Source organism: Candidatus Symbiopectobacterium sp. NZEC127 (assembly GCF_025962675.1).
In the GTDB taxonomy this organism is placed as follows: domain Bacteria; phylum Pseudomonadota; class Gammaproteobacteria; order Enterobacterales; family Enterobacteriaceae; genus Symbiopectobacterium.
The window spans coordinates 339,291-361,741 of sequence record NZ_JAGFPG010000001.1 but is presented as its reverse complement, the minus strand read 5'-3'; the positions used below and the strand labels follow the sequence as shown (position 1 = coordinate 361,741).

Genomic DNA, 22,451 nt, shown 5'->3' with positions numbered 1-22,451 from the left:
TTTATGGTGATATTACGCCAAACGCTTGCGCTGCAATAGCGTCAGCACTTCATAGTGCGCGGTATGCGGGAACATATCGAACAGTTGCACCTGGACAATCTGGTATCCCGGCAACAGGCTGATATCACTCGCCATGGTCTGTGCATTACAGCTTGAGTAGAGGATATATGCCGGGGCCATCTGGCTCAGATATTCACACAGTTCACGCCCTATGCCGCGGCGGGGTGGGTTTACCAGCACCAGATCCGGTGCGCTGGCATTGCCAGTGGCAAATTGTGTGGAATCCAGCGCCTGAAATGTCACCCGCGTCAGCCCGAGCTGTGTGGCGGAACGCTGTGCGCAGGCAATAGCCTCGGCGCTGATTTCAATGCCGGTCAGCGGCATCTCCGGCGTGGCGCAGTGCAAGCCAAAGCCGCCGACGCCGCAAAACAGATCCCACATGCTAGTCACTGGCAATGCCGCAACCCAGTCGCGCGCTGTCGCATAGAGTGTGGCGGCAACCTGCGGGTTGGTTTGAAAGAAACCGCGCGGACGCAAGAAAAGCGGCACCTGATTGAACGCCTCTTCCAGCATTTGGTTTTTCGTCAGCGCAATCTCCTCTTCCCCTTCCAGAATTGCCTGATGAACAGGCTGGATATTGGCAGAGATCACCGCCAACTGCGGCAACTGCTGCTGTAACCAGGGAAGCGCCTGCTGTAACTGCGCCAGCTTGGTTTTCGAGCGCAATACGAAGCGCAGCATAAACTCACCGCGCAGGCGACTTTCGGTCAGCAACAGATATTTTAATTCACCGCGCCGCCGGGCCACCTGATAGGGCGTCAACCCGGCGCGCGCAATAAAAGTTTTGAGTACAGAAAGCACTGGCGTAAACGATGCCGGATAAAGCGGACAGTCACACAAATCAACCGCGCTGCCATCCTGACGCAGAATACCGAACACCGGGCGCTCGACGCTGCCACTCACCACCATTTTGGCCTTGTTGCGAAAGGCCTGCTGTGGCGAGGGAACCACGGGCAGCCAGGCACTAACTGCCTGTTTGTCCAGCAGCGTAGCCAGATGGTGCTGCTTGTCAGAAAGCTGCTGCGTATAAGGTTTTTCCAGCCACTGGCAGGAACGGCAACTGCCTTCGGTATATCGTGCACACTGCATAGGAGAAGAGGAGCCAATAAAGTCGGGGCGACATTATAGCACTGTCAGGCGTGATGGCGCAGCGCTACGCGGTATGGCGTTGAAAATAGCGGCGGCTGCGATGTGGGACAAAAAGCAAAAAAATCACCAACGCGTCGGGCAGACGCTGTGTGGCAAACTGGTGCAAAACGTCCCAGTTGGTCTCTCCGCTAAAGTGAAAAATATCAGGCAAAAAATCGCTAAAAGAGGCCAGCAGCATGTAGCCAGATATCGCGCCCTGAGCAATAAGGTAGCCCCAGCGCCCCCAGTTTTTCCCTGCCATCACCGCCACGCCGCAGCGCACCTCGAAGCAGAGAATCACCAGAGCGGCCAATAGCACCAGCGTTGAATCCCAGGACTCGGCGCTGCTGCCAATCCAGCCACCAAAACTGCTTAATCCCAGATCCCACAGCAGCATCACAAGGCTCAGTACACAGGTGGCGATAATACCGATGCCCGCAACTGTCACAGCGACAGGGGCGTAATTACCTTGTGCAACCAGTGTCTTCTTGCTTTGCAGCATCGTTAATCGCGTTCCTTTGTAGAGACAACAGCGCCACCTGAAGGGTGGCGCTGTGCAGTTTATATCCTTACCACTGAGCTCAACCGTGTCTGGCTCGCTGCATATCACGAATACGCTGCTTCTCCGCACGTGCCATAAACCACCAGGCAATCAAGCCAATCACACCTACCACCAATAATATCAGCGAGGCCAGCGCGTTAATTTGCGGATTAACGCCCATTCGCACACTGGAGAACACCAGCATCGGCAGCGTGGTCGCCCCCGGCCCGGAAACGAAACTGGCGATCACCAGATCGTCCAGCGACAGCGTAAACGCCAGCAGCCAGCCAGAAACCAGCGCCGGCGCAATCATCGGGACGGTGATGATGAAAAACACCTTGAGCGGTGCCGCCCCCAGATCCATTGCGGCCTCTTCGATGGAACGATCCAACTCGCGCAGACGCGCACTGATGACCACGGTGACATAGGCGGTACAGAAGGTCACATGTGCCAGCCAGATAGTCAGCATGCCGCGCTCTGAGGGCCAGCCGATAGCATGCCCCAAGGCAACAAACAGCAGCAGCAACGACAAACCGGTAATCACATCAGGCATTACCAGCGGCGCGGTTAGCATAAACGCAAAACCGTTGGAGCCGCGAAAGCTGCCAAAACGCACCATCACCACCGCCGCCAGCGTGCCAAGCACTACCGCCATGGTGGCGGAGGCGGCAGCGATAGTCAGGCTCAGCGCCACGGCGCTCATCATGGCGCTGTCATGAAACAGCGCGCTGTACCATTGTGTCGACCAGCCTGCCCACACCGTCACCAGCTTGGAGCTGTTGAAAGAGTAAATCACCAGCATCAGCATCGGCGCATACAGAAAGGTAAAACCGATAACCAGGATCAGGGTACGCCACGGGGAACGAACCACAGGTAAATTATTCATGCCTGATCTCCCGTACTTTTGTTCTGATGCTTGTGGAACCACATGATGGGCACAATCAGCAGCAGCAGCATAACGGTCGCCACCGCAGAGGCTACCGGCCAGTCGCGGTTGTTAAAGAACTCTTGCCACAGGATACGGCCAATCATGATGCTGTCCGGGCCGCCTAACAGCTCAGGGATCACGTACTCGCCAACTGCCGGGATAAACACCAGCATCGATCCGGCGATAATTCCGCCTTTGGTCAACGGCACAATCACGTGGAAAAAGGTTTTCAACGGGCGCGCCCCCAAATCCAGTGAGGCTTCCACCAGCGAATAATCCAGACGGGTCAACGCAGTATAAATCGGCAGCACCATAAACGGCAGATAGGAATAGACGATACCGATATACACCGCCAGATTGGTGTGCAGGATGATCAGCGGCTCATCGATTACGCCCAGCCACAGCAGGAAGTTATTCAATATCCCGTTGTTCTTCAGTATCCCCATCCAGGCATACACGCGGATAAGAAATGAGGTCCAGGAAGGCAGGATAACCAACAGCAGCAGAATGTTGCGCGTGGAAGATTGGCTATGTGCCACCGCCCATGCCAGCGGATAACCAATGATCAGGCAGAGTACCGTCGATACCGCCGCCACTTTCAGCGACTGCAAATAGGCTTCGAAATAGAGCGGATCATCCAGCAGATGGAGATAGTTGCCCAAATTAAGGGTGATATCGAGCTTATCATCCGCCCAGGAGAGCAAATCGGTGTAAGGAGGCACCGCGCGCGCCATTTCTGCCAGGCTGATTTTGAAAACAATCAGGAACGGCAGCATAAACAGCAGAATAAGCCAGATATAAGGCAGCGCGATCACCAGTTTACGCCCGTATTTCAGGTGCCACTGTGTCAATAACAGGCGCAGAGGACTGCGCGGCGCATCCGGTGGTTCCGCCGCTTTACCATCCGAAAAGTTATGTTCAGGAAACATGGTCATTATCTCGCCCTATCACACCGTCAACACCACACAGCTGTCCGCTTCCCAACACAAGCGCACTTCATCACCCCAGGTGGGTGCGCCTTTGCGATAGCGGTAAGCATTTTGCAACTGGGCGCTGATGATCTGCCCACTGTTGAGACGCACATGGTAAATCGACAGATCGCCCAGATAAGCAATATGCACCACTTCGCCGACAGCAAAGTTACAGCCGTCTTCGGGCACCTCTTCGCACAGCATGATTTTTTCGGGGCGCAGTGCAACATGCACCGGCACGCCATCCACCACGGAGACATCGGTATTCACTTTCAGCGGATGAACCAGACCCGGGCTTTGAATAATCAACGCATCGTCCTGACGCTCTTTCAGCAGCCCTTCAAACATATTGACCGAGCCGATAAATTCGGCGCTGAAACGCGTGGTCGGGTGTTCATAAATCTCTTCCGGCTCGCCGATTTGCACAAACTTGCCGCGATTCATGATGGCGATGCGCCCGGCCATGGTCATGGCCTCTTCCTGATCGTGGGTCACCATCACGCAGGTCACGCCAACACGCTCAAGAATATCCACCACTTCCAGTTGCATACGGTCGCGCAGCTTTTTGTCCAGTGCGCCCATCGGTTCATCCAGCAGCAGCAGTTTCGGGCGTTTAGCCAGACTGCGCGCCAGTGCCACGCGCTGACGCTGACCGCCGGAAAGCTGATGCGGTTTACGCCCGGCAAACTCCTGCATATGCACCAGCGTCAGCATTTCTTCCACCCGGTCTTTAATTTCAGCGCGGGACAGCTTGTCCTGCTTCAAACCGAAAGCGATATTCTTCTCAACCGTCATATGCGGAAACAGGGCATACGACTGAAACATCATATTGATAGGGCGCTGATAGGGCGGTACCAGCGACAGATCCTGTCCATCCAGCACAATCTGCCCCTGCGTGGGGTGTTCAAAACCGGCCAACATACGCAACAGGGTAGATTTGCCGCAGCCGGAAGCCCCCAGCAGCGCGAAAATCTCACCTTTGTAGATAGTCAGACTCACATCATCCACGGCCGCCTGACCGTCAAAGGATTTGGTCAAATTGCGCACTTCCAACAGTGGCGTTACGGCCTTGTGCGTTTTAGGCTGGGGACGGGAAATTGCATCATTCACTTAGCATTGCTCTCCGGCAAAAGCAGAACAAACGAATAACCCACGGTGGAGAAAGATCTGCGACAGGCACCCTCGCTCCCTCCATGCGTTACACCACATACAGCACAAACAGGCGGGTATTAGCCGCCTGCGGATTATCTCATAATCTCAACGTACAAAAACAGTTACTTGCCGCTTTTTACCTTGGTCCAGGCACGGGTACGCGCGCGGTCAATTTGCGGTGATTGTACTTTGAGCGTAAACAGCTTGGCGCGCACATCATCCGGCGGGAAGATGCCAGGATCATTACGTACGGCTTCATCAACCAGCGGAACGGAGGCTTTGTTGCCGTTGGCATAGAAGACGTAATTGCTGACATTGGCAATCACTTCCGGTTTCATCAGGTAGTTGAGGAACTGATAGGCTTCCTCTTTATTTTTGGCATCAACCGGCATGGCGAGCACGTCAAAGAACGCCATCGCCCCCTCTTTCGGAATGCTGTAGCCGATGTTCACGCCGTTCTTCGCTTCCTTGGCACGGTTAGCCGCCTGCTTCACGTCTCCGGCCCAACCGATAGCCACGCAGATGTCGCCGTTGGCCAGATCGTTAATGTACTGGGAAGAGTGGAAATAGCGGATGCTCGGGCGCAATTTCAGCAGCAGGTCGGTGGCGCTTTTGCTGTAATCATCGGCCTTAGTGCTGTTCGGATCTTTACCCTGATAATTCAGCACGGTGGCGAAAATCTCTTCCGGCGCATCCAGGAAGGCAACGCCGCAGCTTTTCAGTTTTTCCAGATTTTCCGGCTTCAACACCAGATCCCAACTGTCGATTGGCGCATCCGTACCCAGCGCGGCTTTGACTTTATCGATGTTAAAGCCAATGCCCGTGGTCGCCCACAGATAGGGAATGGCAAATTTGTTATCCGGATCGTGCTGAGCAATCAGCTTCATCAGCTCGGGATCGAGATTTTTGTAGTTAGGCAGCTTACTTTTATCCAGCGGCTGGAAAACGCCCGCGGCAAGCTGACGTTCAAGAAAGCTGGCAGAAGGTACCACCAGGTCAAAACCGGTGCTGCCTGCCATCAATTTGCCTTCCAACACTTCGTTGGAGTCAAACACGTCATAAACGACTTTGATGCCCGTTTCTTTCTGGAAATTGCTCAGGGTGTCCGGCGCAATGTAATCTGACCAGTTATACACATGCAGCGTTTTTTCTTCCGCAGATGCGGTGACGGACGCGGCCATCATCAAGCCGGCAACAACACCCGAGAGCCATGTTTTACGTTGGGTGAACATCCGTTCCTTCCTCCATACCAGGGGTGAATCATGGAATAAAATCCGTATCAGGACGATACCGGACACATACCTGAACTTATCGCGCCGACGGACGAGGATGTTGAATGGCTATGCACTAAAAATAATCATAGTACACACAGACATAAATGCATTGTCATCGCCTGACGGTCACAGGAAGTTAGCATAACCGCCTCGTGTTCGCGGTGCTATATGCGCAACGTAAAAAACGGCTTTTATCGATTAATTATGCAGGAGTTGGCGCGGTGAACGGCAAGTCATTACTCTGGGCGGTGGAATATATCAGAAAAATCATTTTTAGCAGAATAAACCAAACATAATCAGCAAATAAGAAAAAGTGATTGCTGCCCGCAGGCAGCAACAGAATTAATGCAGGCTGTGTGACAGGCTGCGCGCAGGAGAGCTCTCTTCTTCTTCGCCGAGAAACAGCATATTGTTAGCACAGGCCTCCAGAATAACCATGGAGATCTGCTCTTCAGACTGCTGCATAAAGTGGCGGAACTGTTCAATGACCACGCCGGCCGCCACGTCGAGCGTCTGACAGACGATAAGCTTTGGCAGATTATCGTCTTGCACATCAAGAAAGGCTTTCACCGTCAGAGAACTGGCGTTGATTTGGCTCAGGTTGCCCGCCAGGGAAATCAACGCGCTGGGTTTTACTTCTGCCAACGCGGAAAACAGAATAACACCGTCCACCAGATCGACTTTGGCATCGAAAATGCCGTCGAAATTCTGCATATGGGGCAAATGCAACGCCTGACAAGAGTCGCATTCAAAATAGAGAATATTAAGTTGATCCAACCACCGCCGCAGCAGATTCAGATCCGGAACGATGAGTGAATCCATCATAATTTGCCTCATTTGCGCCTGTAACGTAAAAACCTTACTAGCTTACGTAAAATTTGCGCACGATACCAATAGAAAAGCGGGATTGCCTATCAGGCTGGTGATACTCAGCCGCATGCGTGCTGCTCAATAAACGCCATCATCATGTCGGCGATATCCAATTGAGTGGTGCGTTCAATCCCTTCCAAACCGGGAGAGGCATTTACCTCCATCACCAGCGGTCCGCGCGCCGCGCGTAAAATATCCACGCCCGCCACGCTCAGCCCCAGCGTTTGGGTCGCTTTCACCGCAATGGCACGCTCACGCTCCGTGATGACGACCGGTCGTGCAGTGCCGCCACGGTGCAAATTGGAGCGAAAATCTCCCTCTTTGGCCTGACGTTCGATGGCCGCCACCACAGTATCGCCAATCACCAGACAGCGGACATCCCTGCCCTGCGCCTCGCTCACATACTCCTGAACCAGAATGTGCGCATTCAGGCCGCGAAACGCATCAATCACGCTTTCGGCCGCCTGACGCGTTTCTGCCAACACCACGCCAATTCCCTGAGTGCCCTCAACCAGTTTAACCACCAGCGGTGCGCCGCCCACCATAGCGATCAGATCGCTGGTATCGTCAGGCGAGTGAGCAAAACCGGTGATCGGTAAATCGATGCCCTCGCGCGCCAGCAGTTGCAGCGAGTGCAACTTGTCCCGTGCACGGGTGATTGAGAGCGCATTGTTCAACGGAAAGCTTCCCAGCATTTCAAACTGGCGCAACACGGCGGTGCCGTAGAAGGTAATCTGTGAGCCAATGCGTGGGATTACCGCATCGTATTTTACCAACTGCTTGCCGCGATAATGCACCGTGGGCGCAGCAGAGTTGATGTTCATGTAGCACGAGAGTGGGTCAATAATATCGACAACGTGCTTGCGTGCTTCTGCGGCTTCACGTAACCGCATGCAGGAGTAGAGGCTGCCGTCCCGGGATAAAATGGCGATCTTCATCAGTTCCTCTCCCCTGTTTTAGCGAATTGCCCAGCCTTGCTGATGCAAGTAGTCCAGAATAAAGGGCCTTAGCTCTTTTTGCAGCGTGCGCTGCACGTGCTCACTCCAGGTATCGCGGCGACGATTACTGCCACGCTGCTGGTAGTAATCCCCCAATTGCTGGTCATACTGTGCCAGCGCGGCTTTGTCTAACGGCTGATAGCCATTCTCATGCACCACCAGCGAGGCGGGCAGGCGCGGTTTGCGATCGGGCGTCGCAGCGGGATAGCCCAGACAGAGGCCAAACAGCGGCAACACCTGCTGTGGCAGCGACAACAGCGAGGTGACCTCGGCAATGTGATTACGGATACCGCCGATAAACACGCCGCCCAGGCCCAGCGATTCCGCCGCGACCAGCGCATTCTGTCCCATCAGCGCCGTATCAACGCATCCCAGCAGCAATTGCTCTGCCATCCCGGTTTGCGCCTGCGGAAAGATCTCCAGATGACGGTGGAAATCGGCGCAAAACACCCAGAACTCGGCGGCGTCAGCCACATGCTGCTGATCGCCACAATAGCGGGCCAACGTCTGGCGCAGCGTGGGATCGGTAATGCGAATAATCGAGCTGCATTGTAAAAAGCTCGAGCTGGACGCGCTCTGGGCCGCAGCAATAATGGCATCGCGCGCGTCCGGCGCAATAGGCTGTGTGCTAAAAGCACGAATGGAGCGATGGTTTAGCAGCAGATCGATAGTTGGCGTCACTCTTCGAGTCCTTATGATGGTGTGTCCTGAAGGCAGCGGGGGTCGGCTCTGTGAGCCGGACAGCCAGGCGCTTAACAGGCAGTATAAGCCAGCCGTTGCGACTGACCAATGCTGCTCAGCGTATGTTATGCGGTTTGATAGCCATTACATATTAATGCAACAGGGATTTACTGCTTTTTTTTCAGCGCGGATAGGGGCATAGTACCTCTCAGAAAGACGAGAACAATATCGTTTACAGCCTTTTGTTTTGATAAGGAGTTAACATGTTTGCTGTTATTTTTGGCCGCCCTGGCTGCCCGTACTGTGTTCGTGCCAAAGCGCTGGCAGAAAAACTGACTGAACAACGTGACGACTTCAGTTTCCGCTACGTTGATATTCACGCCGAAGGGATCAGCAAAGACGACCTGTCTAAAACCGTGGGTAAACCGGTTGAAACGGTTCCACAGATCTTTTTGGACGAAAAACACATCGGCGGTTGCACCGACTTCGAAGCCTATGCCAAAGCGAATCTGAACCTGTTTCAGTAAAACGGCAACGCAGTGACCAAACCCGTCACTCAAGGCGCACTCTGCGCCTTGAGTGTTGTTATCTTCAGCGAAAATACCGCTGGCACGAGACATACACGAACAAAAACCCCAGCGCGCCCATCAAACTCCAGAACACTGCGCTCATCACGTAGGCCAGTTCCTGCCAGAACGCGTTCATTGGCGTGCGCCAAAAGTGCAGAATAATCAGGCACAGCGGCATCGCCATCAGCGCGCCGAGAAAGGGGTAACGCAAACGACCACGCGCCGATAACCCGCTGGCTACAATGCCGGGCAGCAAAAACAACAGCATCCCAGGCTCTCCCCGAAATCCCGTTTGCGTTGCGGAAAAGACATCCATTTTTTGACTCAAAAACACCACGGTAAACAACAAAAAACAGCAGGTTGCACCTACCCACCCCTTATTGCTTCCCATATTCGCCTCTCTTTGCCCCACGCCGACGTCGCCAGACGAGGTCGAGTGAGGTGTATTTAATCGGAACAACATCGGAATATCCCTGATATAACAGCAAGCAAGGCGGCATCACTTTTATAAAATAAAGGCTGGCTGTAACACGAACACCCAACTAAAATGGCAGCACTCTTGCTACGCGTCGGGCAATTTATTTTCAGGAAACGGATGGCACCTATGCCGAATCACGCGCTTTCCCTGCCGGATTCTTCACGCCCTGTTCCACTATTGCCCTACAGTGAGTATTCTGAGTGAATGGGATTAAATTTAGCCCTTACCTTCATTAATATCAAGAACTTACTAGTAAACAACACGTTACAGGCCATGAATATAAACGTCGCTGAGTTGTTAAACGGGAATTACATACTGCTGCTATTTGTGGTGCTTTCATTGGGTCTGTGCCTGGGGAAAATACGACTAGGCAGCGTTCAACTGGGTAATTCCATTGGTGTTTTAGTGGTATCGCTATTATTGGGGCAGCAGCACTTTGCCATAAATACCGATGCGCTGAATCTCGGTTTTATGCTGTTTATTTTTTGCGTCGGCATCGAAGCAGGGCCTAATTTTTTCTCCATTTTTTTTCGTGACGGTAAAAACTATTTCGCCCTTGCCTTAGTCTTGGTCAGCTCGGCGCTGGTGTTGGCACTGCTGTTGGGCAAACTTTTCGGCTGGGATATCGGCCTGACGGCAGGCATGCTGGCAGGTGCAATGACCTCAACGCCCGTGCTGGTTGGGGCGGGAGATGCGCTACGCAATGCCAACAGCGTCAATCCACAGCTTGGCGTCGAATTGGATCACCTGAGCCTTGGCTATGCGCTGACCTATCTGATCGGGCTGGTCAGCCTGATTTTTGGCGCACGCTATCTGCCAAAACTGCAACATCAGGATCTGCCGACCAGCGCGCAACAAATCGCGCGGGAACGCGGTCTCGATCCCGACAGTCAACGTAAAGTGTATCTCCCCATTATCCGCGCTTATCGCGTCGGGCCGGAGCTGGTTGCCTGGGCGGACGGAAAAAATCTGCGCGAACTGGGCATTTACCGGCAAACCGGCTGCTCCATTGAACGCCTGCGTCGTAACGGCATTCTCGCCACGCCGGATGGGGATGCGACCTTGCAACTGGGCGATGAGATCGCGCTGGTGGGCTATCCGGATGCCCATGCACGCCTCAACTCCAATTTCCGCGACGGCAAGGAAGTGTTCGATCGTGACCTGCTCGATATGCGCATCGTCACCGAAGAGATTGTGGTCAAAAACAACAACGGCGTCGGCAAACGCCTCAGCCAGTTAAAACTGACCGACCACGGCTGCTTTTTAAACCGCATCGTGCGCAACCAGATTGAAATGCCGATCGATGACGGCGTAGTGCTGAACAAAGGGGATGTGCTACAGGTGAGCGGCGATGCCCGGCGGGTGAAAAGCATCGCCGATCGTATCGGGTTTATTTCCATCCACAGTCAGGTCACCGACCTGCTGGCGTTCTGCGCCTTCTTCATTATCGGCATCATGGTCGGGCTTATCACCTTCCAGTTCCGCAACTTCAATTTTGCGATTGGCAGCGCAGCCGGATTGCTGTTTGCCGGGATCATGCTGGGTTTCTTGCGTGCCAACCACCCGACCTTTGGCTATATCCCGCAAGGTGCGCTGAATATGGTAAAAGAATTTGGCCTGATGGTGTTTATGGCGGGCGTTGGCCTGAGCGCGGGCAGCACTATCGGCACCAGCTTTGGCTCCGTGGGCATACAAATGCTGTTTGCCGGACTGGCGATCAGCCTGATCCCGGTGGTTATCTGCTTTCTGTTTGGTGCCTATGTGCTGCGCATGAACCGGGCGCTGCTGTTTGGCGCGATTATGGGTGCGCGCACCTGTGCGCCCGCCATGGATATCATCAGCGATACCGCGCGCAGTAATATCCCGGCGCTCGGCTACGCGGGCACTTATGCCATCGCCAACGTGTTGCTGACATTGGCCGGTTCACTGATCGTGATTATCTGGCCTGAATTGCCGTTTTAAGCAGGTTGAAAAAAATTGTCACTATTCTTTAAAAAAAAACGAACTTTTTCTCATGCATAACGTCTGATTAAGTGCCGCTGCTTTTCTTTGAAATCCCCTTATTGAGGAGCCCGTCGTTCCCGCCTTTTCAGGTTCAAGAATGATGGGCCTTTTCTTTTGTTACCGACCAGACTTCCCTTTGCGACCCGATTCTATTGAATGGTACTATTCACGCCGGACTCACGGGGGATAACCATACGATGGAAACACGGCGCGCAGCACGGATCAACAAACTGACTCAGGCATTGAAGAATGGCGATCGGTTGCACTTGAAACAAGCAGCAGAACTGTTGGGCGTCTCCGAAATGACCGTGCGTCGCGATCTGAACGCCACCTCAGCCAGTGTGATTCTTCTGGGCGGCTACGTGGTAAACGATCCACAGGGCAGCGCTATGGGTCACTATTTTGTGTCCGATCAACAGAACCAGCAGGTGCAGGAAAAACGGGTGGCGGGCCGTCTGGCGGCGCAACTGGTCGAAGCCGGTGATACCGTTTTTTTTGACTGCGGCACCACCCTGCCCTTTATTATCGATGCCATCGACGAAGAGCTGCCCTTTACCGCTGTTTGCTACTCCCTGAACACCTTTCTGGCGCTGCAAGCCAAACCTGCCGCCAAAGTCATTTTATGCGGCGGAGAATTCCATCCCGATAATGCCATTTTCACCCCACTGACGCGGCAGAGTGAACTGGACCCGATCTGCACCAACAAAGCCTTTATCTCTGCGGCGGGGGTCGATATCAAGCGGGGAGCGACCTGTTTTAATTTTGCCGAACTGGATATCAAACACCGGGCGATGGCGCTATCGCAGCGCACTATTTTGGTGGCCGACAGCAGCAAATTTGGCCGAATACAGCCTGCCGCTATCGGCGCATTGACACAGTTCGACACGCTGGTGACCGACTGCGCCCCGCAGGGCACTTATCAGGATTTCACGCTCGACAACGGCATCATGCTGATCTATCCCGGCTGTTAAAACCAGCCGCCGAACCATTTGGTCAGGGTTAGCCATACCGCATCCCACAGTCGCCCGAACAGGCCAGCTTCCGGCACCTCATCCAGCACCACCAGCGGCCTCTGGGCGATCACTTTGCCATCCAACTGGAAATCCACCGTGCCGACCGCCTGATTTTTCGCCAACGGTGCCTGTAAATGTGGCGACGTCAGGGTAAAGCTGGCTTTCAGATTGCGCATTTGCCCTTTTGGCACCGTGAGGGCGACATCGTCAGCAACCCCCAGCCGCGCTTCACTCTGTGCGCCGTACCAGACACGCTGAGTGGTAAAGGTAGTATTGCCCTGAACCGGCGTGACCGTTTCGAAGAAGCGGAAACCCCAGGTCAGCAGCTTTTCGCTGTCGCGGAAACGAATGGCATCCGTCGGTGCACCCAGCACCACAGAAATCAACCGCATGTTGCCTTCCGTCGCGGATGCCACCAGATTGTGCCCGGCACCGCTGGTGTGTCCGGTTTTGATACCGTCGACATTCAGGTTACTGCTCCACAACAAACGGTTACGGTTGGGCTGTTTGATGTTATTGAAGGTGAATTCTTTTTCTTTGTGCAGGGCATACTCTTCCGGCACATCGCGAATCAACGCCTGCCCCAACAGCGCCATATCACGCGCCGTGCTGTACTGCCCGGTAGCATCCAGTCCGTGCACGGTGAGGAAATGGGTATTGGTGAGGTTGAGTGATTTGACGTAGTTGTTCATCAGGCTGACAAACGCATCCTGACTGCCCGCCACGTAGTCGGCCAACGCAATGCTGGCATCATTGCCCGATTGAATAACGATGCCTCTGTTCAACTCCAGGACCGGAATTTTATCGCCGGGTTTCAAAAACATCAGCGATGAACCACGCAGTGCGGGGTTACCTGTTGCCCAGGCATCTTTACCGACGGTAACCAGATCGTCTGGTTTGATTTTTTCCGTTTTTATCGCCTGACCGATGACGTAGCTTGCCATCATTTTCGTCAGACTGGCGGGATCAAGCCGCTCATCCGCCCGCTGTTCCGCCAACACCACGCCGCTGTGGTAATCAATAAGAATAAAGGCTTTGGCGTCGATCTGCGGCGCGGCAGGCGCCTGTTCAGCCTGTACGTGTGGGGTCAGCGTCAGCCACAGCAGCGTCGCGCTGCACAGCATCAGGCGGGAGCACGCGGCCTTGGAAAATCGAGTCTGGGGAAAATGGGCCGTGGTGTTCATGCGTCCTCCATGTCGTTAGTCGCGCAGTTAATCTGGTCAAATTTCGATATTCTTTGCAACGAATAGCAATAAGCTGCCAACGTTACCGTCCGCCGCATGACAATGAAACGCCCTACTCTGTAAAGATACTCAAAGAAATGCAAACGTCTAGAAAATACGCTGATATATAAATGCGTTATGAGAGTTTTCTCATGGAAGGAAGGAAAAACCGGCAAGCAGCATGGGCCGCTCGCCGGTAGCGGGCCGTTAGCGACGATCGCGCTTATCCGCCCGCTTGGCAAACCAGTCACCCAACATCTGCACCACTTGTACCAGAATAACCAGCGCCACCACGGTCACCACCATCACCTGCGTTTCATAGCGGTAATAACCAAAGCGAATGGCTAAATCACCGACGCCGCCGCCGCCCACAATGCCCGCCATCGCGGAGTAGCCAATCAGGCTGACCAGCGTGATGGTCAGACCGCGCAGCAAGCCCGCCTTGGCTTCCGGCAGCAGTACAGTCCCGATAATGCGCATCGGGCTGGCGCCGAACGCTTCTGCAGCCTCGACAATACCGGGATCGACTTCGCGCAGGGCGCTGTCCACCAGACGCGCATAAAACGCCATCGCGGCCACCGACATCGGCACCGAGGCCGCCACCGGCCCGATGGTGTTACCCAGCAGTATCTGGGTGAGCGGCAACAACAGCACCAGCAGGATGACAAACGGGATAGAGCGGATAATGTTGACCAAAATCGTGCTGCACAAATACACCGCACGGTTTTGCCAAAACAGGTTTTTGTCGGTGACAAAAATCAGCAGGCCCAAAGGCAGGCCTCCGACAATGGCGCACAGCGTCGCGATGCTGACCATCTGAAAGGTTTCGCCAAACGCAACGGTCAGGTCGAGCCAAAAATCACCCATGTAACACCTCCACGCGCGCCGTGCGGGTTTGAACGTAATGGATAGCGCCAGCCAGTTGCTCGCTGTCCGTCGGGTGGGTCAGTAGCACCACCAGAATACCTAACGCACGGTTGCCGATATATTCAATCTTGCCGTGCAAAATGTTGACCGAAACGCCATAACGCACCGCCACATCGGATAACACCGGCTGCTCGGCGGAATCGCCGATAAACAGAATTTTCAGCAACGTACCTTGCAGCTCTTCTTTCAGGCGAGCGGGCAGTTCCAGATTCAGCGTGTGGGAGACCAACTGTTGCGTGAACGGATGCTGCGGTGCGGCAAACACATCGAACACCTCACCTTCTTCCACTACGCGGCCTTGCGTCATCACCGCCATGCGGTCACACACCGTTTTGATGACGCTCATTTCATGAGAAATCAGCACAATGGTGATCCCCAGGCGCTGATTAATCTCCTTGAGCAGCACCAGAATGGCGGCTGAGGTTTCCAGATCGAGGGCCGAGGTCGGCTCATCGCACAGCAGCACTTGCGGATGGTTGGCAATCGCGCGTGCAATGCCGACGCGCTGTTTCTGCCCACCACTCAAGCGGGAAGGATAGACATCCGCCTTATCGGACAATCCAACAAGATTCAGCATTTCAGGCACGCGCTGGGCAATTTCCTGCGCAGATTTGCCCGCGGCTTTCAAACTGAATGCGACGTTCTCCGCCACGGTACGCGTCTGCATCAGGTTGAAATGCTGGAAAATCATGCCAATGCCCTGACGGGCGCGGCGCAGCTCGCTGCCGCTTAAATCACTGATCGTGACACCATTCACCGTAACGCTGCCGCTCGTCGGGCGCTGCAACAGGTTAATGGTACGCAACAGGGTGCTCTTTCCCGCACCGCTGGTGCCCACAATCCCGAAAACTTCACCCTGCTGGATACGCAAGCTGACGTTATCGACCGCCGCCGTTGCGCCCGCTTTCCCCTGCGAAAAATTCACGCTAATCGCGTTGAGTTCTATCATCACCGATTCTCTGTTTTATCCCGGCCAAAAACATTATCCCGGCCAAAGGCCGGGATAATAACACGCTATCGAGCTTATAGCGGCTTACTGTGCGGCACGCGCCTTCATCCATTCTGGCTTCTGAAATTCGCTGAACACGCTGCCCGGCGCATTGATCGCGGCGGCATACGCGTCGGACTCAACGGCAGCTTTAATATCTTTGGCAAACGGCTTATCGATATCATCAGCACGCACGGCAATCACGTTTTTCAGGTTTTCGTCCAGAATTTCCAGTTTAAGGGCGGTGGACAACTTCAGCCCGGCGGCAAACGCAAAGTTACCGTTAACCAGCGAGGCGGTTACGCTATCCAGCGTGCGCGGTAACTGGGCCGCTTCCAGCGGTTTGAATACCAGACCGCGCGGGTTATCAACAATATCTTTTTCTGATGCTTTGGTAGCATCAAGATCCGGTTTGATGGTGATCAACCCGAGCGATTGCAAAAAACGCAGTCCGCGCGCCAGATTGGTCGCATCGTTGGACAACGTAATCACGTCGCCTTTTTTCAACTCATCCAGCGAGTGAATTTTTTTGGAATAGAATCCCATGCTTGCCGTTGGCACGATGATCAGCTTCGCCAGCTTCAAGCCTTTGTCTGCCGCAAACTTTTCCAGATAGAGCGAATGCTGGAACAGGTTGGCATCAATGCTGCCGTTCGCCAGCGCCAGATTGGGCTGCACGTAGTCGCTAAACTCACGCACCACCACTTTGTAGCCTTTTTTCTCGAGCTGCGGTTTGATGGTCTGGTTTACCATGTCGCCATAGGGACCGGGTGCCACGCCAAACGTCAAGGTCTGCGGATCGGTGCTGGCCAATGCCGAGGAAGTGCCCGCCACAAACGGCAGTGCGGAAATAAGCGCCGCGCCCAGCAAAGCGCGAAAACGATGGGTCAAAGTCATTGTGGTTTCCCTGTTTTATATTGTGTACTGCATTATGAAAAATCCGCTTTGGGATGATAAAGATTAAATTGGCATATCTTTATGTCGGCGACACGTTAGCACACGCCAGCCGGGATCAAAACAGCATGCTATTCAGGATGATAATTCCCTTTTCTTCTCCCTCCGCGCCATTGAAAGCAGGTATAGTGGTTGATGTTGTTGCTGTCGGGGCGTCAACGCGCTTCCTCCCATTCGCCATCAGAGGGTTATCATGCTTACTTTATGGGGCCGAGAGAATTCGAGTAATGTCAAAAAAGTCCGCTGGTTCGCCGCAGAACTGGGGTTGAGTTATCAGCACATTCTGGCTGGCGGTCAGTTTGGCCGTAATCGCGAAGCAGATTATCTGTCCATGAACCCAAATGGGCTAATTCCCTGCCTGCAAGACGACGATCTGGTGTTGTGGGAATCCAATACCATTGTGCGTTATCTGGCCGCCAAATACGGTCAGCAGAGCCTCTATCTGGCCGATCACGGTCAGCGCGCCAATGCAGAAAAGTGGATGGACTGGGCAATATCGTTGGCTGTGCCGTTTGGCACCGTATTTATTGGCCTGGTGCGTACCGCGCCCGAACAGCGTGATGTAGCGCTGATTGCCAAACAGAAAGTGGAGTGCGAACGCCTGCTGGCGATTGCTGACGATGCCCTTTCCCGTCAACCCTGGCTGTCCGGGCAGGCATTTGGTATTGGTGATATTCCCCTGGGATGTATCGCTTATGGCTGGTTTAACATGGACATCGAACGCCCGTCATTGCCGCATTTGGAACGCTGGTATCAACAGCTGACCGCGCGCCCCGCCTTCCGCGACACGGTCATGTTGCCGTTAACCTGATGTGATTTATCCGGCGTGACTCTCCAACAGGGTGCGCCGGTTATTTCAGTCCAACGCGCAATAATTTGCCATCACTGTCATCGGTCAGCAGGTACAGGTAGCCATCCGGCCCGACCCTGACCTCGCGGATACGTTCATTACGATCCGTCAGCAAGCGCTCTTCAGACAGGATACGATCGCCCTCCAGCGTTAAGCGAATCAGGTTTCGCTCTGCCAACGCGCCGATAAACACCGAATTTTTCCACTGCGGGAAGCGCTCGTCCTGATAAAATGCCATACCGCTGATCCCGGGCGATTTTTCCCACACATGCGCCGGGTCGGCCATGCCCGGTACGCGGGTTCCCTTCGCCTCTGGAATTTTCAACCCAGAGTAGTTGATACCGTGCGTCGCCAGCGGCCAGCCATAGTTTTTTCCGGCGGCGGGAAAGTTGATTTCATCGCCACCGCGCGGGCCATGCTCGTGCTCCCACAGCGTTCCGGTAACCGGGTTAAAAGCCAGCCCCTGAGGATTTCGGTGGCCGTACGACCATATTTCGGGTCGCGCCCCGGCCTTGTTCACAAAGGGATTATCGACAGGGACTTTGCCTTCTGCCGTCAGCCGCACGATCTTCCCTTGCAGCTTATCCAGATCCTGCGCGGTGGGACGCTGGTTATTTTCACCGAGAGAGATAAACAGCATGCCGTGGTTATCGAAAGTCAACTTACCGCCGAAGTGATTGCCGCTGGAGAGTTTGGGCTGTTGACGGAAAAATACGGTGAAGTGCTCTAAGCGCCGATAATCCTCAGACAAACGGCCATAGCCCACGGCGGTACCCGCGTTGCCGTCCTCGCCCGCTTCGGCGAAACTCAGGTAGAGACGACGGCTTTGCGCAAAATCCGGGGCCAAAGCGACTTCCAACAAACCGCCCTGCGATTTGGCAAACACCGCCGGTACGCCATCAATGGGTGCGGAGAGCCCTTTTCCCTGCTGCCAATGGCGCAGTTGCCCGGCGCGTTCGGTGATCAGCATACCGTTATTTCCCGGTAAAAAGGCCAGTGACCAGGGGTGGTCCAGCTTGTCCTGCAACTCGGTCACCACAGGCTCTGCCGCCAACAGCGGCATGGAAACGGTGAGAACAAGCAGCAGCAACCCACGCGCAGGGGCGGTAACGATCCGGGTCAATGAAAACAGCATGGTAGGGCTCCTAGGCAAGGCATTTCACTAACTGTAGGCAGCGCAGTCAGTGCACGCAAAAAAAGCGACGACGTTTTACTTTTCTTGACGTTAGCGCGTCCTGAACGCACAAATCACGCGCCTGATAGCGCGCATCGCCACGTTCTCGCATTAACCCCACACTTAGCTGTATAATGTTCGCTGTAATGTCATTAACATCCCGCGCCATTGATGCAAAGTGAGTAACGTTGAATGTCCCACACAAAAACACCTGCCGCCGCGCCGAAAGTCGGTTTTGTCAGTCTCGGTTGCCCGAAAAACCTGGTCGATTCCGAGCGTATCCTGACTGAGCTGCGCAATGAGGGCTATCAGGTTGTGCCCACCTACGATGACGCCGAAGTGGTTATCGTCAATACCTGCGGTTTTATCGACAGCGCGGTGCAAGAGTCGCTGGAAGCCATTGGTGAAGCGCTGAACGAAAACGGCAAAGTGATCGTTACCGGTTGCCTCGGTGCCAAAGAGAACCAAATCCGCGAAGTGCACCCGAAAGTGTTGGAAATCTCCGGTCCGCACAGCTATGAGCAGGTGATCTCGCATGTGCATCATTATGTTCCCAAACCGGCACACGATCCCTTTACCAGCCTGGTACCCGCGCAGGGCGTCAAACTGACCCCCAAGCACTACGCGTATCTGAAAATTTCTGAAGGTTGCAACCATCGCTGCACCTTCTGCATTATCCCGTCGATGCGCGGCGATTTGGATAGCCGCCCGATCGGCAGCGTGCTGGATGAAGCCAAACGACTGGTCGAAGCCGGTGTGAAAGAGCTGCTGGTGATTTCACAGGATACCTCCGCCTACGGTGCCGATGTGAAGCAGCGCACCGGTTTCTGGAACGGGCAACCGGTAAAAACCAGCATGGTCAGCCTGTGCGAACAGCTTGCCTCACTGGGCGTGTGGGTGCGATTGCACTATGTTTACCCCTATCCCCACGTGGATGACGTGATTCCGCTGATGGCCGCGGGCAAGATCCTGCCCTATCTGGATATCCCGTTACAGCACGCCAGTCCGAAAATTCTCAAGCTGATGAAACGCCCCGGCGCGGTAGAGCGTACCCTGGAGCGAATCAAACAGTGGCGCGTGATGTGCCCTGATTTAACGCTGCGTTCTACCTTTATTGTCGGCTTTCCCGGTGAAACCGAAGAAGATTTCCAAATGCTGCTCGATTTTCTGAGCGAGGCGCGACTGGATCGCGTGGGCTGCTTCCAATACAGCCCGGTCGTCGGCGCGACGGCAAACGACCTGCCGGATCAAGTGCCGGAAGCGATCAAAGAAGAACGTTTTCACCGCTTTATGGCGCTGCAACAGCGTATCTCCGCTGAACGGTTGCAAGAGAAAATCGGCCGCACGTTGCGGGTGCTGATCGATGAAGTGGATGATGAAGGCGCGATTGGCCGCAGCATGGCCGACGCACCGGAAATCGATGGCAGCGTCTACCTTAACGGCGAAACCAACGTCAAAGTGGGTGACGTTGTGCAGGTGGTTATCGAACACGCGGATGAATACGATCTGTGGGGCAGCCGGATAAACTAACCGGATCGCTCACTGCATAAACCGGCCTGCTGGCCGGTTTTTTTTGCCTGCTTTTCGCGCAATCGCGCAACAATCAATCAATAATCGGCTATTAGCTTGGCTATGGCTTGCTTACGCCAGACGGGTAAAGTAGCCTTTGTTCATGATCATTTTTCTCATTTTGATACCCGTATGAGCATATGGAAGCGCCTAATAGTCGGTTCAGGTATTGTTCTTTGCGTATCATTACTGTCAGCATTTGCACTGGACCGGTGGATTGGCTGGAAAACGGCACCCTATATCTATGACGATTTAGCCGCACTGCCGGAGCGTCAAGTGGGGGTGGTACTGGGCACGGCAAAATATTACCGCGTTGGCGCACTGAATCAGTATTACCTGTTCCGTATTCAGGGGGCTATCAATGCCTACAACGGCGGGAAAGTCAGCTATTTGCTGCTAAGCGGTGATAACGCGCTGCAAAGTTATAATGAGCCGATGACCATGCGACGCGATTTGATCGCGGCGGGCATCTCACCCAGCGACATTGTGCTTGATTACGCAGGGTTCCGAACCCTGGACTCGATTGTGCGCACGCGCAAAGTATTTGATACCAACGATTTCACGATTATTACCCAACGCTTCCACTGTGAACGCGCGCTGTTTATCGCCATGCATATGGGCATTCAGGCACAGTGTTATGCGGTGCCTTCGCCGAAAAACATGATGACAATCCGGCTGCGTGAAGTGGGTGCCCGGCTTGGTACGCTGTTCGATCTCTACATTCTCAAACGCGAACCCCGCTTTCTGGGTCCGCTGGTACCGATCCCGGCGGAGCACAAAATTGCCAAGGATGAACCTGATTATCCCGCCGTACCGCCCGAATTGCTTAGCACGTTAGACAACCCACCGGCAGAAAAAGAGCATGACGCTAGCGCCGACGCCAACGGTAACTCGGCACCACAACAACCGTAATGTGGGTGACCGGATTAGCGCGAAGGCCCGGCAATCAGCCTGGTTAAGCGTCGCCATCCCCACTCCAGTGGGCCTTGTTCGAAATGACGCAGCCAGTAATGTGCCGCCAAGCCGTTAATCAACCAGATAAACGGCACGATGCCCAGCAATTGCAAACGATCGAACTGCATAAAACCGCCCCAGTGATAAAAGAGCTGGGTGCAGATCAGCGTCTGCAACAGATAGCTGCTCAACGCCATCCGTCCGATGTCTCCTATCCAGGCTGACACCCGCCATTGTCGCAGCGTTGACCAATACCCGTAGCAGAGTGCCAGATAACCGATAGCCTGAATCGGCGCGGCAATATCGCGAGGAATTTGCAGCAACAGACCACTCCAGCGGAACTCCCAGGCAAGATGCCACTGCAACACCATGCCAACAGCATCAATCAGCAGTCCCATCGCGATAAACCACAGGGCAACTTTGCGATAATGCGCCCCACTGAACTCACCGCGCAGCCAGCCGCTGCGCATCAGCCCGGCGCCCAGTAGCAATGAGCCTGCCAGCAGCCAGCCATATTGCACACCCAGCGACAATAAACTCTCGATCAGCAGATCCACGCGATTGCTCCACGCTTCTACGCCACCCAGTTGGAGCCAATAGGCCTCGTAGGCGATGTCTGCATCACTCGGCAACCAGTAGCGCCCCGGCTCCGGGCTGAGAATCTGGCTTAATACCACCAGCATGCCGACGCCTACGGCGTACATCACCACGCCGATACGCATCAGCATACGGCTGCTGTCCGCCTGTCGGATCATGGCATAGCAGAGCAGACCGATCAGGCCATAATCCAGCAAAATATCGCCGTCCCACAACAAAATACCGTGCAATAGCCCAATCAGCATCAACCAGAACAGACGCGCATGAACCCAGCGCGTACCTCGCGGCAAAAGCAGTTGTAAACCTGCGCCAAACAGCAGGGCAAACAATGTCAGAAATTTCGCCTGGGCCAGCAGATCCATCACAGCCCAGGTCAGGGCCTCATGCAGCGCAGGGTAACCGGCGTAGGCAGGATTGAGATAAGCGGCCTTGGGCAGGCCAAACGCGGTAATATTGAGCAATAAGATGCCCAATACCGCCACGCCGCGCACGAAATCCAGTGTGGCGATACGGCGCGGCGATGAAGGCGAGTGAGGCATCATAGGAGT

Annotated in this window: 22 protein-coding genes; 6 read left to right on the top strand and 16 right to left on the bottom strand. The window is 54.4% G+C overall.

From position 1 onward, the window contains the following. Positions 1–12: 12 nt before the first annotated feature. The 9 genes from rlmC to nfsA all read right to left on the bottom strand — a co-directional run bounded on the left by rlmC (position 13) and on the right by nfsA (position 8,603). A complete protein-coding gene (rlmC, locus tag J5069_RS01645) occupies positions 13–1,149 on the bottom strand; it encodes a 23S rRNA (uracil(747)-C(5))-methyltransferase RlmC (protein WP_264642211.1) in 1,137 nt (378 codons plus the stop codon). Between the two features lie 64 nt (positions 1,150–1,213). Then, positions 1,214–1,690: a YbjO family protein gene (locus J5069_RS01640; RefSeq protein ID WP_264642210.1), complete on the bottom strand. Its 477-nt coding sequence runs from the start codon at positions 1,688–1,690 to the stop codon at positions 1,214–1,216. Between the two features lie 79 nt (positions 1,691–1,769). Further along, positions 1,770–2,615: a putrescine ABC transporter permease PotI gene (potI, locus tag J5069_RS01635; RefSeq protein WP_195312871.1), complete on the bottom strand. Its 846-nt coding sequence runs from the start codon at positions 2,613–2,615 to the stop codon at positions 1,770–1,772. Continuing rightward, positions 2,612–3,592 (bottom strand): putrescine ABC transporter permease PotH, encoded by a 981-nt coding sequence (gene potH, locus J5069_RS01630; protein WP_264642208.1) that lies wholly within the window; start codon positions 3,590–3,592, stop codon positions 2,612–2,614. The genes potI and potH overlap by 4 nt, the downstream gene beginning before the upstream one ends. A 12-nt stretch (positions 3,593–3,604) precedes the next feature. Next, positions 3,605–4,738 (bottom strand): putrescine ABC transporter ATP-binding subunit PotG, encoded by a 1,134-nt coding sequence (gene potG / locus J5069_RS01625; protein ID WP_264642207.1) that lies wholly within the window; start codon positions 4,736–4,738, stop codon positions 3,605–3,607. 164 nt (positions 4,739–4,902) lie between these two features. Continuing rightward, positions 4,903–6,012 (bottom strand): spermidine/putrescine ABC transporter substrate-binding protein PotF, encoded by a 1,110-nt coding sequence (gene potF / locus J5069_RS01620; RefSeq protein WP_264642206.1) that lies wholly within the window; start codon positions 6,010–6,012, stop codon positions 4,903–4,905. Between the two features lie 384 nt (positions 6,013–6,396). Then, a complete protein-coding gene (locus J5069_RS01615; RefSeq protein WP_264643692.1) occupies positions 6,397–6,876 on the bottom strand; it encodes a YbjN domain-containing protein in 480 nt (159 codons plus the stop codon). Between the two features lie 107 nt (positions 6,877–6,983). Continuing rightward, on the bottom strand, positions 6,984–7,862 hold the full coding sequence (rimK, locus tag J5069_RS01610; protein WP_264642205.1) for a 30S ribosomal protein S6--L-glutamate ligase: 879 nt from the start codon (positions 7,860–7,862) through the stop codon (positions 6,984–6,986). 18 nt (positions 7,863–7,880) lie between these two features. After that, entirely contained in the window at positions 7,881–8,603 is a 723-nt protein-coding gene (nfsA, locus tag J5069_RS01605; RefSeq protein ID WP_264642204.1) for an oxygen-insensitive NADPH nitroreductase, read from the bottom strand. Between the two features lie 263 nt (positions 8,604–8,866). Here nfsA and J5069_RS01600 point away from each other — a divergent pair, with 263 nt between their 5' ends. Further along, on the top strand, positions 8,867–9,130 hold the full coding sequence (locus tag J5069_RS01600) for a GrxA family glutaredoxin (RefSeq protein WP_264642203.1): 264 nt from the start codon (positions 8,867–8,869) through the stop codon (positions 9,128–9,130). 64 nt (positions 9,131–9,194) lie between these two features. Here J5069_RS01600 and J5069_RS01595 read toward each other — a convergent pair whose 3' ends face one another. Then, a complete protein-coding gene (locus J5069_RS01595) occupies positions 9,195–9,563 on the bottom strand; it encodes an inner membrane protein YbjM (RefSeq protein ID WP_264643691.1) in 369 nt (122 codons plus the stop codon). Positions 9,564–9,923: 360 nt separating this feature from the next. Here J5069_RS01595 and J5069_RS01590 point away from each other — a divergent pair, with 360 nt between their 5' ends. Together J5069_RS01590 and deoR are read left to right on the top strand one after the other, a co-directional pair. Further along, positions 9,924–11,612 (top strand): aspartate:alanine antiporter, encoded by a 1,689-nt coding sequence (locus J5069_RS01590; RefSeq protein ID WP_264642202.1) that lies wholly within the window; start codon positions 9,924–9,926, stop codon positions 11,610–11,612. A 239-nt stretch (positions 11,613–11,851) separates the two neighbouring features. Further along, the gene (gene deoR, locus J5069_RS01585; protein ID WP_264642201.1) at positions 11,852–12,625 is read left to right on the top strand and encodes a DNA-binding transcriptional repressor DeoR; all 774 of its coding nucleotides are present in this window, start codon (positions 11,852–11,854) and stop codon (positions 12,623–12,625) included. Here deoR and J5069_RS01580 read toward each other — a convergent pair. The 4 genes from J5069_RS01580 to J5069_RS01565 all read right to left on the bottom strand — a co-directional run bounded on the left by J5069_RS01580 (position 12,622) and on the right by J5069_RS01565 (position 16,702). Further along, the gene (locus tag J5069_RS01580) at positions 12,622–13,791 is read right to left on the bottom strand and encodes a serine hydrolase (RefSeq protein WP_264643690.1); all 1,170 of its coding nucleotides are present in this window, start codon (positions 13,789–13,791) and stop codon (positions 12,622–12,624) included. The two genes, deoR and J5069_RS01580, sit on opposite strands and share 4 nt — an antisense overlap. A gap of 306 nt (positions 13,792–14,097) precedes the next feature. Continuing rightward, positions 14,098–14,757 (bottom strand): methionine ABC transporter permease, encoded by a 660-nt coding sequence (locus J5069_RS01575; protein WP_264642200.1) that lies wholly within the window; start codon positions 14,755–14,757, stop codon positions 14,098–14,100. Continuing rightward, positions 14,750–15,766 carry a methionine ABC transporter ATP-binding protein gene (locus J5069_RS01570; RefSeq protein WP_264642199.1) on the bottom strand — a complete coding sequence of 339 codons (1,017 nt, stop codon included), beginning with the start codon at positions 15,764–15,766 and terminating at the stop codon, positions 14,750–14,752. The genes J5069_RS01575 and J5069_RS01570 overlap by 8 nt, the downstream gene beginning before the upstream one ends. Before the next feature lie 84 nt (positions 15,767–15,850). Continuing rightward, the gene (locus J5069_RS01565; protein ID WP_264642198.1) at positions 15,851–16,702 is read right to left on the bottom strand and encodes a MetQ/NlpA family ABC transporter substrate-binding protein; all 852 of its coding nucleotides are present in this window, start codon (positions 16,700–16,702) and stop codon (positions 15,851–15,853) included. 250 nt (positions 16,703–16,952) lie between these two features. Here J5069_RS01565 and J5069_RS01560 point away from each other — a divergent pair, with 250 nt between their 5' ends. After that, on the top strand, positions 16,953–17,570 hold the full coding sequence (locus tag J5069_RS01560; protein WP_264642197.1) for a glutathione S-transferase family protein: 618 nt from the start codon (positions 16,953–16,955) through the stop codon (positions 17,568–17,570). Between the two features lie 40 nt (positions 17,571–17,610). Here the strand turns inward: J5069_RS01560 and J5069_RS01555 are convergent, their stop codons facing one another. Then, positions 17,611–18,744 (bottom strand): PQQ-dependent sugar dehydrogenase, encoded by a 1,134-nt coding sequence (locus J5069_RS01555; RefSeq protein ID WP_413542193.1) that lies wholly within the window; start codon positions 18,742–18,744, stop codon positions 17,611–17,613. 231 nt (positions 18,745–18,975) lie between these two features. Here J5069_RS01555 and rimO point away from each other — a divergent pair, with 231 nt between their 5' ends. Beyond that, positions 18,976–20,313, top strand: a complete 1,338-nt coding sequence (gene rimO / locus J5069_RS01550; RefSeq protein WP_264642196.1) for a 30S ribosomal protein S12 methylthiotransferase RimO — start codon at positions 18,976–18,978, stop codon at positions 20,311–20,313. A gap of 177 nt (positions 20,314–20,490) precedes the next feature. After that, the gene (gene sanA / locus J5069_RS01545) at positions 20,491–21,264 is read left to right on the top strand and encodes an outer membrane permeability protein SanA (RefSeq protein WP_264643688.1); all 774 of its coding nucleotides are present in this window, start codon (positions 20,491–20,493) and stop codon (positions 21,262–21,264) included. A 14-nt stretch (positions 21,265–21,278) separates the two neighbouring features. Here the strand turns inward: sanA and yeiB are convergent, their stop codons facing one another. Next, a complete protein-coding gene (yeiB, locus tag J5069_RS01540) occupies positions 21,279–22,442 on the bottom strand; it encodes a DUF418 domain-containing protein YeiB (RefSeq protein WP_413542211.1) in 1,164 nt (387 codons plus the stop codon). Positions 22,443–22,451: the final 9 nt, after the last annotated feature.